Origin of the sequence: Bacillus sp. FSL K6-3176, assembly GCF_038003325.1 — a bacterium.
GTDB lineage: Bacteria > Bacillota > Bacilli > Bacillales > Bacillaceae > Bacillus > Bacillus altitudinis.
Map to the genome: position 1 here is coordinate 1,881,452 of NZ_JBBOOX010000001.1, position 13,077 is coordinate 1,894,528.

General features: G+C 44.7%; 10 protein-coding genes. 1 reads left to right on the forward strand and 9 read right to left on the reverse strand.

The window, feature by feature from the left end:
• Nucleotides 1-14: 14 nt before the first annotated feature.
• Nucleotides 15-1,733 carry an assimilatory sulfite reductase (NADPH) hemoprotein subunit gene (gene cysI, locus MHB38_RS09695; RefSeq protein ID WP_058213698.1) on the forward strand — a complete coding sequence of 573 codons (1,719 nt, stop codon included), beginning with the start codon at nt 15-17 and terminating at the stop codon, nt 1,731-1,733.
• A 27-nt stretch (nt 1,734-1,760) separates the two neighbouring features.
• On the opposite strand, the gene MHB38_RS09700 is transcribed toward cysI, so the two are convergent.
• The 9 genes from MHB38_RS09700 to MHB38_RS09740 all read right to left on the reverse strand — a co-directional run bounded on the left by MHB38_RS09700 (nt 1,761) and on the right by MHB38_RS09740 (nt 13,055).
• Nucleotides 1,761-3,695 (reverse strand): AMP-binding protein, encoded by a 1,935-nt coding sequence (locus tag MHB38_RS09700; protein ID WP_341003210.1) that lies wholly within the window; start codon nt 3,693-3,695, stop codon nt 1,761-1,763.
• A 14-nt stretch (nt 3,696-3,709) separates the two neighbouring features.
• Nucleotides 3,710-5,233 (reverse strand): acyl-CoA carboxylase subunit beta, encoded by a 1,524-nt coding sequence (locus MHB38_RS09705; protein WP_341003212.1) that lies wholly within the window; start codon nt 5,231-5,233, stop codon nt 3,710-3,712.
• Between the two features lie 18 nt (nt 5,234-5,251).
• Nucleotides 5,252-6,034 (reverse strand): enoyl-CoA hydratase, encoded by a 783-nt coding sequence (locus MHB38_RS09710; RefSeq protein ID WP_202734408.1) that lies wholly within the window; start codon nt 6,032-6,034, stop codon nt 5,252-5,254.
• Between the two features lie 15 nt (nt 6,035-6,049).
• Entirely contained in the window at nt 6,050-6,955 is a 906-nt protein-coding gene (locus tag MHB38_RS09715; RefSeq protein WP_057079455.1) for a hydroxymethylglutaryl-CoA lyase, read from the reverse strand.
• Nucleotides 6,956-6,967: 12 nt separating this feature from the next.
• Entirely contained in the window at nt 6,968-7,183 is a 216-nt protein-coding gene (locus MHB38_RS09720; RefSeq protein WP_008346646.1) for an acetyl-CoA carboxylase biotin carboxyl carrier protein subunit, read from the reverse strand.
• Nucleotides 7,180-8,529 (reverse strand): acetyl-CoA carboxylase biotin carboxylase subunit, encoded by a 1,350-nt coding sequence (locus MHB38_RS09725; protein WP_008346644.1) that lies wholly within the window; start codon nt 8,527-8,529, stop codon nt 7,180-7,182. Before MHB38_RS09725 ends, MHB38_RS09720 begins: the two co-directional genes overlap by 4 nt.
• Before the next feature lie 8 nt (nt 8,530-8,537).
• Nucleotides 8,538-10,175 (reverse strand): AMP-binding protein, encoded by a 1,638-nt coding sequence (locus MHB38_RS09730; protein ID WP_202734407.1) that lies wholly within the window; start codon nt 10,173-10,175, stop codon nt 8,538-8,540.
• A gap of 42 nt (nt 10,176-10,217) precedes the next feature.
• Nucleotides 10,218-11,360 (reverse strand): acyl-CoA dehydrogenase family protein, encoded by a 1,143-nt coding sequence (locus MHB38_RS09735; protein WP_202734406.1) that lies wholly within the window; start codon nt 11,358-11,360, stop codon nt 10,218-10,220.
• Nucleotides 11,361-11,519: 159 nt separating this feature from the next.
• A complete protein-coding gene (locus MHB38_RS09740) occupies nt 11,520-13,055 on the reverse strand; it encodes a glycoside hydrolase family 10 protein (RefSeq protein ID WP_144610082.1) in 1,536 nt (511 codons plus the stop codon).
• Nucleotides 13,056-13,077 lie beyond the last annotated feature (22 nt).

Consider the following 13,077-nt stretch of genomic DNA (forward strand, 5'->3'; position numbering starts at 1 on the left):
GAGCTTTTACTTACATGGTGAAGACAGCATTAACAGCGCCGGATGGACCTCCGAGCGACGTAGAGGAAATCAAAGAAAAAAGTGATTATTTACGGGGTACGTTAAAAGAAGTGATGCTTGATCCGATTTCAGCGGGAATTCCGGATGATGACAACCGTCTGATGAAGCATCACGGCAGCTACTTACAAGACGATCGTGATCTGAGAAATGAACGGCAAAAACAAAAGCTTGAGCCTGCCTATCAATTTATGCTGCGTGTCCGTCTGCCTGGCGGAATCGCCACATCTAAGCAGTGGCTTGTGATGGATGAGCTTGCTCACAAATATGGAAACGGTACGTTAAAGCTGACTACTCGTGAAACCTTTCAGCTTCACGGTATTTTAAAATGGAATATGAAAAAGACCATTCAAGACATTCATTCTACTATGCTTGATACAATTGCTGCTTGCGGCGACGTGAACCGGAATGTCATGTGTACTTCAAACCCCTATCAATCAGAAGTGCACCATGATGTATACGAGCTGGCGAAAAAATTAAGTGATGACTTACTTCCACAAACAAGAGCCTATCATGAGATTTGGCTTGATGAGGAAAAGGTTGCGGCAACGCCAGATAAGGAAGTTGAACCGATGTATGGTCCGCTTTATTTGCCAAGGAAATTCAAAATTGGTGTGGCGGTCCCTCCTGCTAACGATATTGATGTCTTTTCGCAGGATTTAGGCTTCATTGCCATTATCGAAAACGATCAACTGGTCGGTTTTAATGTCGCAATTGGCGGCGGAATGGGGATGACGCATGGTGATACAGCGACTTATCCGCAGCTTGCAAAGGTCATCGGCTTTTGTACACCTGAACAAGTCGTAGAAATTGCCAAACAAGTCATCACCATTCAACGTGACTACGGAAACCGTTCCGTGCGAAAAAATGCCCGCTTTAAATATACGGTGGACCGCCTTGGTCTTGAGAATGTAAAAGAAGAACTTGAGCGCCGTCTTGGGTTTACTCTTTTAGAGGCAAAGGACTATCATTTTGATCATAACGGTGACCGTTATGGCTGGGTAAAAGGCATTAATGGCAGATGGCATTATACGATGTTTGTAGAAGGCGGACGCATCACAGACTATAATGATTATCCACTGATGACAGGCATCCGCGAAATCGCCAAAGTTCATACAGGTGACTTCCGTCTAACCGCCAATCAGAATTTAATCATTGGGAATGTGACAACTCATAAAAAGAAACAAATCGAACAGCTCATTCAGAAGTTTGGTTTATCAGACGGCCAGCAGCATTCCGCCCTGCGCCGCAGCTCAATGGCTTGTGTATCTTTGCCAACTTGCGGTTTAGCGATGGCTGAAGCAGAGCGCTACCTTCCACGATTGATTGATAAAATCGAAGACATCGTGGAAGAAAACGGATTAAGTGATAAAGAAATCACCATTCGAATGACTGGTTGTCCAAATGGTTGTGCTCGTCATGCGCTTGGAGAAATTGGATTTATCGGAAAATCACCTGGTAAGTATAATATGTATCTTGGTGCCGCATTTGATGGCAGCAGATTAAGTAAATTATACCGTGAAAATGTGGGTGAGGAAGACATTCTAAAAGAACTTGGCTCTATTCTCCCCCGCTACGCAAAAGAACGAGAAGAAAATGAACATTTCGGCGATTATGTCATTCGGGCAGGGATTGTGAAAGAGACAACAGATGGAACGAATTTTCATGTGCAATAAAAAGAGACAGGAACCATCCTGTCTTTTTTATTTTTTCTGTTTCTTATTCAAGTATTCGGTCAGACTCTTATATACATCTGGATTGTCTAATGAAGATAGATCGGGTGAAGGCTGCTCTTCATACGCCCCTTTCAGTAAACGTCGTACAATTTTTCCATTCCTTGTTTTCGGCAAAGCTGAAATGAGATGAACTTCTTTTGGTGTGAGCGCTTTACCAGCATGTGAACCAACATGGGCTGATAGCTCTTTGATAAGGGTTGCTTCTTCAAAAGCATGAGGACTGGTCACGATGAAACAGACGAGCGCCTCCCCTTTCACCTCATCCTTTACCCCAATCACAGCGGCTTCATGCACGGCAGGATGCCAGGTAAGGATGGATTCAATTTCAGCTGGCCCGATACGTTTCCCTGCTGTATTAATGACATCATCCGATCTGCCGGTGATGTGGAATTCTCCGTCCTCTGTTTGCATGACCCAATCTCCGTGTGTCCATACACCATCAAATCGTTTGAAATACGTATCTTCATAACGCTCCGGTTCGTTCCAAAAACCACATGTCATGCCGACCCATGGCTTTTTCACCACAAGCTCCCCTACCTCATTCATCACGCTTTGCCCGGCTTCATTGTATACATCTGCCGCCATTCCTAAGATCGCCGCATTAAAGAGAATCGGTTTGATGGGTCGAAGCAGCGTACTGCCTACAATGCCACCAGAAACCTCGGTTCCTCCTGAATAATTTAAGATGGGAATGTTCTTTTGACCAATGGTGTGAAATAACCATTGCCACGGAGCTTCATTCCATGGTTCCCCTGTAGAAATAATGGCTTTGACATGCGATAGCTCGACCCCATCAATCGTTTGCTGCATCGCAGAACGAACAAATGTAGGGGAAAGCCCAAAATGAGTGACTTTCTTCTCGTGGATGAATGACCAGAGCTGCTGCTCATCTGGATAATCGGGAGCGCCGTCATATAAAACGATGGCAGCTCCATTGATCAAGCCGCCAAAGACGAGGAATGGCCCCATCATCCAGCCCATATCAGTCAGCCAAAACAGCCGGTCTCCTTTTGCCACATCCATACATAGCCCGGCATCAAAAGCTGCCTTTATCGGAAAGCCTGCGTGTGTATGAACGGCTCCCTTTGGTGTGCCGGTTGTGCCTGACGTATACAAGATCATCAGCGGGTCTTCATTTGTGACATAGGTCGCGCCGGTGATCGGCTGTTCTTTTAACAAATCATTCAGCAGGACATCGTCCTGATATCCGGTATGAGAGGAAGTGTGCACAATCACTTTTTGCACAGTTGCTGTTTTGTTGATGGCATCAGCCACACATTCCCGCATGTTGATCGTTTTCCCTCGCCTCATCATTTCATTCGCTGTGACGACAATGGATGCGCCTGACGCACGAATGCGTACAGCGAGTGGCTCGCTTCCATAGCCTGAGAAGACTGGGCTGAAAATAACACCAATCTTTGCAAAGGCAAGCATGACGGCGACCGTTTCTGGAAGCATTGGCATATAGATGATGGCTACATCCCCTTTTTGAAGTCCTTCTTTCAAAAAGCCAGCTGCAAGACGGCTCACCTTCTCTTGAAGTTCGAGAAATGACCATTTCTTTTCTTCACCGGCTTCATTGCTCCAAATGATGGCGGGCCGATGCTTCGTCTCTTCTTTTTCTGCCCATTTGTCCACAGCCGTTTCGGTGATGTTAAGTGTGCCGCCCTGATACCATTTCGGCCACATCATTGAGTGGTGACCTAATGCCGCTTCATATGGTTTTTTCCACTGAATGCCGACCGCCTTCTCCGCTTCTCTCCAAAACCAGTCTGTGCGATCAATACTGGCTTGATAGAATGAGTCATACGTAGAAAAACCAAGAGATTTCATCCACTGATGCAAACGTGTTTTTTGGCTCTGCTTTTCTTCCGGTATCCATTCTGGTTTCAGGTTGATCATGAGGTCTGCCCCCTTTAAACCGGATAGACCGGATGTTTTCGTTTCGTAAATGTCATGTCTTTCGATGAATAGACTACTAATCTATGACAAAGTTCCGTTCTGAGACGGTCAAATGGGATGACGCCATCGACAATCATTTCAGAGGCAAGCTCATAGATATTCATATCTTCCTGGTATTCCTTCCGTTTCTCTTGTATAAATAAAGCCCTCTCTTCGGGCGGGAGTTCTGCAATTTTATTTGCATAGACGGCATTTACAGCGGCTTCTGGACCCATCACAGCGATTTGCGCCGATGGAAGAGCGAGACAGCAGTCTGGCTCAAAAGCAGGGCCTGCCATTGCATATAGTCCTGCTCCGTATGCTTTACGGACGATGACGGATATTTTCGGAACGGTCGCTTCTGACATAGCGGAGATCATTTTTGCCCCATGACGAATAATGCCGGCTTGTTCCACTTTTGTTCCAATCATAAATCCTGGTATGTCCGCGAGAAAGAGCAGCGGGATATGAAAGGCATCACAGAGCTGAATAAACTTGGCGGCTTTATCAGCTGAGTCGTGGAATAATACGCCGCCTTTGACCCTTGGCTGATTGGCAATGAGACCGATAGGCTGACCGTTCATTCTGCCAAAGCCGGTGATTAACTCTGCGGCAAACAGTTTTTTGATTTCAAAAAATGACCCTTCATCAATCAGTAAATCGATGAGTTGATACATATCAAATGGGGTATTCTGGCCTTTAGGGATTAAGTTTTGGATGGTGGTTTCAGATGGTTTAGGTGCTTTTGCTGCTGTCGTTTTTGGTTTTTCCATATAGTTGGCAGGCATATAGGTTAAATAATCACGTGCAATTTGAATGGCCTCTTCCTCAGTTTTGGCTAATATATCTCCGCATCCAGAAATGCTGCAATGCATTTTCGCACCGCCCATTTCCTCAAGCGATACTTTTTCACCGATCACCATTTCAGCCATTCGCGGCGACCCTAAATACATGGATGCATTTCCTTCGACCATGACGACAATGTCACAAAAAGCAGGGATATACGCACCACCGGCAGCAGAAGGACCGAATAGTAAACAAATTTGAGGAATGCGTCCAGACAGCTTGACTTGGTTATAAAAAATTCGCCCTGCTCCTCTTCTGCCTGGAAACATTGCGATTTGATCGGTGATTCTTGCACCCGCAGAATCGACTAAATACAGCATTGGACAATTGAGCTTCTCGGCCGTTTCTTGAATTCGAATGATTTTTTCTACTGTTTTGACGCCCCACGATCCTGCTTTAACCGTAGAGTCGTTTGCCATGACACAAACAGTCTGCCCATTCATACGCCCGGTTCCTGTGACGACACCATCTGCTGGTAAATGTTCATCTTTGCACTCTGCAAACATGGCATCTTCAATGAAAGAATCCTCATCTAATAGCAAATGAAGCCGATCACGGACAAATAATTTTCCTTTTTCTTTGTTTTTTTGATGGTAGCGTTCTGCCCCGCCCTTTTCAATTCGTTGTTTTTTAAATTCATATTCTTCGATCATAAACATTCCCCTTTCTTGCTATTTGCCAATGTAATGAGGCGTTCGTTTTTCTTGAAAAGCCTTGAGACCTTCTAGTCGATCTTCTGTATGAATAAGCCGCAGATAAGCTTCGTATTCTTTCGTCAGACCTGTTTGTAAATCGTGATCAAGGCTGGATTGAATGGCTTGTTTTGCTTCTTTTAAAGCGATCGGTGCATTTTTGGTGATTTGTTTTGCGAGTGTGATGGCATCATTCATCAGTGAATCGGCTGTAGAGATACGTTCAATCAGTCCGATTTGAACGGCTTCTTCTGCTCGTAAAGAAGTGCCTGTGAAGATCATTTCTTTCGCTTTCCCGGGTCCGATCAGGCGCGGAAGTCTTTGTGTGCCCCCTGCTCCCGGCAGGATAGCTAGTCCTGTTTCCGGCAGGCCGAGCGCTGCACCCGCTCTTGCGATGCGGAGATCACAGGCGAGCGCGAGCTCAAGACCTCCGCCAAGTGCGTGTCCGTTTATCACGGCAATGACAGGAACAGGCAAAGATTCAATGTCTGTAAAGGTTTGCTGAATGGTCAGAACGGCTTCTTTGGCTTCTTGTTCTGTCATCAATCGCCGTTCTTTTAAGTCTGCTCCTGCGCAAAAAACTTTAGCGCCAGCTCCTGTCATGAGCAAACAGCGGATGTTTTCATCATGTTTGATTTCTTGAATCGTTTGATTGATTTCCTCTAGCATAGCAGCTGATAGAGCATTGGCTTGTGCTGGTCTGTTTAAGGTCATGATGCCAATGTGATCATCTTGTATTGAAAAATGGACCAATGAAGTCATGTGATTCACCCTTTATCAAGTAGTGTGAGACTGAAAAGCGCGTAAACAGTGACTTGGCAGGGTTCGATCCACTTTTGCTTCAATCCATTCAGCCGCTTTGATCAAGCGAGGGAGGTCGACATTTGTTTCGATCCCGAGTTTGTGAAGCATGTGTACCACGTCTTCTGTCGCCACGTTTCCGCTGGAGCCAGGTGCATAAGGACAGCCGCCAAGCCCCCCGCTAGAGGCATCAAACATGGTGATGCCGGCTTTTAATGCTGTATAAATATTGGCAAGCCCCATTCCTTTCGTATCATGAAAATGAAGCGCGATTTTATCAGCAGGAAAGCGTTCAAGTAAAAGGTCTAACCGTCTTTCTACTTGCAGCGGATGGGCTTCCCCAATGGTATCCCCAAGTGATATTTCATCAATGCCGAAGGACAGCAACTGTTCCGTTAATCGCAGCACTTGGTCCATCGGTACTTGTCTTTCATAAGGACATCCAAACACGGTTGAAATATAGGCCCGCGTTTGCCGTCCTTCTGCTTTTAAATCGGCTGTCATTTGTTTGATCACAGGCAATGTTTCCTGTATAGATCGATTCATATTCTTTTTGTTATGTGTCTCACTCGCTGAGATAAACATAGCCCCTAGCTCAAGGTTTGCTTCAAAAAAATGGGCTAACCCCTTTTCATTTGGGATGAGTGCGGCATAGGTAATATCCTCTTTTTTGTTTAATGATTGGGCTAATTCTTTGGCGTCTTTTAAGGCTGGAACCCATTTCGGATGAACAAATGAGGTGACTTCAATATAAGGAAGATGGGCTTCTTCGAGTAAATGGATCCATGTTCGCTTCTCCATTGTGTCCAGCCAAACGGATTCATTTTGCAGGCCATCGCGCGGGCCGACCTCTCTAATGAGCACGTTTTTTGGTAATGCCATGCGGCTTTCCCCCTATTCTGTCAGCTCTAAAAGTACCTCTCCCTCGTCAACAAAGTCCCCCTCCGCCTTATACACTTTACTGATCACACCTGCTTCTTCTGCAACAATGGGAATCTCCATTTTCATCGATTCTAAGATGGCGACTTCCTGTCCTTTTTGCACATCATCACCCTGTTTCACAAGAAGCTTCCATAAGTTTCCGGCCATTTGTATCGTGACAGTTTTCATGAACGGTTTTCCTCCCTTTTTTTCATCAGATAATCGGTTGTGATGCTGCCATGTAAAAAGGCAGTTGATTCGGCCATTTCCTTTAAAAGCGGTACATTGGTTTTGATCCCTTCTATTTCATATGCTTGTAATGCTGCTTTTAATCGTTCTATGGCGAGTTTTCGAGTATCACCGTACACAATCATTTTCGCAATCATTGGATCGTAAAATGGGGTAATGACACTTCCGCTCGTTACGCTTGACTCATGACGGATATATGGGGCATCAGGTGTAGAAAGCCGAGTGATCGTGCCTGGCGAAGGGTAAAATGTCACAGGGTCTTCAGCGTATATTCTAACTTCAATCGCATGCCCAATTTGATGAATATCCTTTTGACTGAAGGACAGGGGCTCTAATGCTGCAACTTTCAGCTGCTCCTCGACAAGATCAATCCCGGTAATTTCTTCTGTGACAGGGTGTTCTACTTGCAATCTCGTGTTCATTTCTAAGAAATAAAATTGCTGGTTTTGATCGACTAAACATTCAATCGTGCCCGCATTTTCATACCCAATCGCTTTGGCAGCTTTGACGGCCATCTGTCCCATTTGCTGTCTCACCGTTTCTTCAAGACAGACGGCTGGTGCCTCTTCAACAATTTTCTGATGTCTTCTTTGGAGTGAACAATCTCTTTCAAATAAGTGAACGCCGTGACCGAACGAATCAAAAAGAACTTGAATTTCGATGTGCCGTGCGTGTTCAATCACCTTTTCCATGTATAAAGTACCGTCTTGAAAGAAACTTTGTGCTCTTTTTTGATTTCCTTCAAACGCTCGATGCAGCTCTTCATCGTTGCGGACGAGCTGCATACCAATCCCGCCGCCGCCGCTCGATGCTTTTAGCATAATGGGATAGCCGAGTGTCTGTGCTTTATGAACCCCTTCGTCTGCATCATGGAGTGGGGCTGAAACACCAGGAACGATTGGGATGCCCGCTTGTTCCATCGTTTTTCTCGCTTCAATTTTATTTCCCATCCGCTGAATGACTTGTGCAGATGGTCCAATAAAGGCAATGCCTTCGCTCCGGCAGCGCTCAGCAAATGCCGCATTTTCTGATAAAAGACCATACCCTGGGTGGATAGCATCAGCATTTGTTTGTTTGGCAACCTTAATGATCGCTTCCATGTTTAAATAGCTTTCAGAAACTTTAGCGCCGCCGATATAATAGGCGCTGTCTGCTTCTTGCACATGAAGTGCATGCTGATCAGCCTCTGAATAAACGGCAACGGTTTTGATTCCGAGCCGTTTACATGTCCGAATCACTCTACGGGCAATTTCGCCTCGATTGGCGATCAATACTTGTTCAAACATCGCTGCCTTCACTCCTTTATTAGATCAAGCGCCTGCTTTTTCAAGCGGAATTTCTGAATTTTGCCTGAGGCGGTCATTGGGTACTCATCTGTAATGAAAAAGTATTTCGGGATTTTGTAGCGTGCCATTTGCGACTGACAATAGCTCGTTAATGTCTCAATTGAGACCGACTTCCCTTGTTTCAGCCGAATGAATGCGGCTGCTTCCTCGCCGTATGTCTCGTCGGGAATACCAACGACCTGTGCGTCAAGAATGGCAGGGTGAGTGTATAAGACATCCTCAATCTCTTTTGGGTATACATTCTCTCCGCCTCTGATGATCATATCTTTGAGCCGGCCTGTGATTTTCACATAACCGTCATGATCCATCTCAGCTAAATCCCCTGTATGAAGCCATCCGTCCTCATCAATGACTTCATTTGTTGCTTCTTCGTTTTTATAATAGCCCTTCATGACATGATAGCCTCTTGTACAAAGCTCCCCTTGCTGTCCTCTTGGCACTTCTTCTGACGTTCCTGGTAAAGTAATTTTGACTTCAATTTGAGGAAGCGCACGTCCGACCGTTTGAACTCGTCTTTCAAACGAATCATCGGTTCTTGTTTGGGTAATGACCGGTGAACTTTCGGTCTGACCATAGGCAATCGTGAGTTCTTTAAGTCCCATTTTTTCAATGACTGCTTTCATGACATGGGATGGGCAGAGTGAACCGGCCATAATGCCCGTTCGTAATGTGGACAGGTCATAAGAGTGGAAATTTGGATGATCGAGCTCCGCGATGAACATGGTTGGTACACCGTGAAGAACGGTGCATTTTTCTTTTTCTACTGTTTGAAGGACTCGTTCTGGATGGAATGATTCAAGTGGAATGATCGTTCCCCCTTTTGTGAGACAAGCAAGTACACCAAGAACAGAGCCGAAGCAATGAAAGAACGGCACTGGGATACACATACGGTCCTGCTCTGTTAATTTCATACAATCTGCGATCTGACTCGCATTACAGACGATGTTTGTGTGGCTGAGCATGACGCCTTTTGGATAGCCGGTTGTGCCTGAAGTGTACTGCATATTAATAACGTCATCAGGCGTGAGCTCATTCATTCGCTTCTCCCATTCAAGCTCTTCGGTTCTTTTGGCTGCCACTTGAAGACGATCCCAGCTGAGCATGCCGTTTGGTACATGCTGACCGATATAGATACATCTTTTTAAATAAGGAAATTGTGTGGAAGTGATCTCCTCTTGATGAGCGGTTTGAAGTTCTGGAATCAGCTCTTCAAGCATGTTGACATAGGACGTTTTTTTAAAGCCGTCTACAATAAACAACATTTTGCTATCAGAATGCTTGAGTAAATAGGCGAGTTCCTGTGATTGAAAATTGGTATTCACAGTGACAAGAACAGCACCAATGGAGGCGCAGGCGAATTGAAGAATGAGCCATTCAGGTATATTTGGTGCCATAATGGCGATGTGATCTCCCTTTTTAACCCCTAATGCCATGAGACCTTTACCTGTTGCCTTGACCTCTCGATAAAACGCTTCGTACGAATAACGTAAAGAACGTTCTGGGTAAACAATGGCTTCATGTGCTGGGTGCTGTTCTTTTTTTTCTCTTAATAGGGAGCCAATCGTTTGCGGGTGAATCGACATCATTGCTTTCCTCCCTCATGCATAGTAAGCGTTTTCATTAAGGTATTACGCTAACAGCTGTCTTGCGATCACGAGCCGCTGAATTTCAGAGGTTCCTTCTCCGATTTCCATGAGCTTGGCATCTCTCACAAGCCGTTCAACACCGCATTCTTTCATATAGCCTGTTCCTCCATGAATTTGGACCGCATCAAGACTTGCTTTTGTGGCCATTTCTGAAGCAAACAGTTTGGCATAGGCCGCTTCTTTTGTAAATGGTTTGCCTTGATCTTTCAGCCAAGCGGCTTTCCAGACCATTTGTCTTGCAAGCTCTATTTGCATCGCCATATCCGCCAGCTTAAACTGAATGGCCTGGAAGGATGAGAGCGTCTGACCAAATTGTTTTCTTTCTTTTGCATAGGAAAGTGAAGCATCAAGTGCAGCTTGCGCAATTCCGACAGATAAGGCTGCAATGGAAATTCGTCCGCCGTCTAATGTATATAAAAATTGCTTGAATCCTTTCGATTTGTCTCCCAATATATGATGCGCTGGTACACGCACTTCGTCTAAAATGATTTCAGCCGTATCTGAACCGCGAACCCCCATTTTGTCATATGGGTTTGTAATCGACAGTCCCTTTTGCCCTTTCTCCACAATAAAGGCAGAGATGATCGGACGTCCGTTTTCATCATGATCTGTTACAGCGGTGACAATAATCGTTCTGGCATAATTGGCATTGGTGATCCAGCACTTTTCCCCACTGATGACATATTCTTGTCCGTCTTTAATGGCTTTTGTTTTTGTTCCTTTTGCATCTGATCCGGCGTTTGGTTCTGTTAATCCGAAGGAGCCAAGCGCTGTTCCAGAGGCTAATGGAACAAGATGGTCCATCTTTTGCTCCTCCGTGCCGAAGTAATAAAGTGGACTTGCGCCTAAGGAAACCGCTGCGGCATAACTTAAACCTGTACTCGCACACTGCTTGCCAATTTCCTCGACTGCCAGTGCATACGAGATCGTATCTCCTCCAGAACCTCCATATTTCCCTGGAAAGGGTATACCCATAAAACCGAGCTCCCCCATTTTTTGAAATGTTTTTACGGGAAATGCTGCCTGTTCATCAACAGTTTGAGCGTGTGGTGCAATTTCTGTTCTTGCAAATTCTTTGACCATCTGACGGATCATTTGCTGCTCTTTCGTTAATTCAAAATCCATTTTGCTTCCCCCTTTGGCGCTTTTCTATCATATTTATTATTGAAATAGCTGCTTCATGCCAAGCTTGATTGAATTCAGAAAATTAAAATAAAAATAGTAGAAAAATAGAGAAAGAAAAAAAGCATAAACGGAGGAAAACCCTCATTTATGCTGTCTTTGTTATTTTACTGTTTTTGTAGAAGGTTTGCTTTCATGATGAAGGCGATTGAGTGCCGTCACTTTATAGGTATAGCTCTTCTTTTGATTGGCTAAAATGTCTTTCGTTTGAGTGAAGGAACCAGTTTCTTTTCTGACCGTTTGCACAAATTCGTATGTCCCTTTATTCGACAATCGATAGACTGCATAATAGGATGCACTAGAGCGCGGATCATTTTGTATCTGTAAAACTGCACTATCCTCTGTCTTTTTCACAGATTGAATGATTGGTTTTTTAGGCGCTTTTTGATGAAGCCATGGCATCTCTGGTATGAGAGCCGGTTTGCTATAGGTTTCTTCTATTAATCGTTTCTTTACATTCAAGGGATTCCGATTGATATCTTTCAGACTAAAATGCATGCTTCCTTGTACGAGCTGTGACTGCCTGTTCAGCTCGATCTGGCGAAAATACTCCTCGGGATCAGACCAAGCAGGATCACTGTTTTGATTGATTTTATACGTCGCTTGGCCAATGTACAAATGAACAGGCTGCCCCTTCACTTCATTTGACCACCATTTCGTCAGCACATCATAGGCAGCGGGCTGAAAGCCGATACTCCAATAAATTTGCGGGGTGATATAATCAATATGGTGCTGCTGTATCCATTCTCTTGTATCAGCATACAAATCATCATAATTGGTCATCCCTGCTGTTGTGTTTGAACCGGTTGGGTCATCTTTTATGTTGCGCCATACACCAAATGGGCTAATGCCGAATTTCACATACGGCTTTTCTTTCTTAATGGTGTTATTGATTTGCTTCACTAGCTCGTTCACATTATCTCTTCGCCAATCTTCTATATGTGTGAATTTCTGCCCGTAAGTTTCATACGTTTCTTGATCTGGAAATGGCACACCAGCGATTTTATTCGGGTAAAAATAATCATCCATATGCACCGCATCAATATCGTAGTTTTTCACTACTTCCTCTATCCCGTCAACAATGAAGTCCTGAGCATCAGGAATGCCTGGATTAAAGTACAGCTGATTTCCGTAGGCAATGGTCCACTCAGGGTGTGCTCTTGCAGGATGATCGGCTGATAACCGGTTGAGATCGGTATGATTCATGGTGATTCGATAAGGGTTAAACCAAGCATGAAATTCAAGGCCGCGTTTATGTGCTTCTTCTATCATAAATTCAAGCGGGTCATATCCAGGGTCTTTCCCTTGTGTACCAGTCAAATATTCAGACCATGGACCGAATTTCGATGGATAAAAGGCATCTGCTGTTGGTTTAATTTGCATGATGACGGCGTTCATATTCATCGCTTTGATGTCGTCTAACAGTTGAATGAACTCTTGTTTCTGCTCATCTGCGGGCAGTCCTTTCTTTGAAGGCCAATCTAAGTTATAAACCGATGCGACCCACACTGCACGCATCTCTCTTGTGCTCTCAAGCTTCCCTTTTGGCATCGAACGAGCTAGACTGCTAGACGGAATCAATAAGAAGACACCCATGAAAACTAGTGTCAGAACCGTCATACTGATCTTTTTCAGCATGTTTTGCATCACCTCATATTAA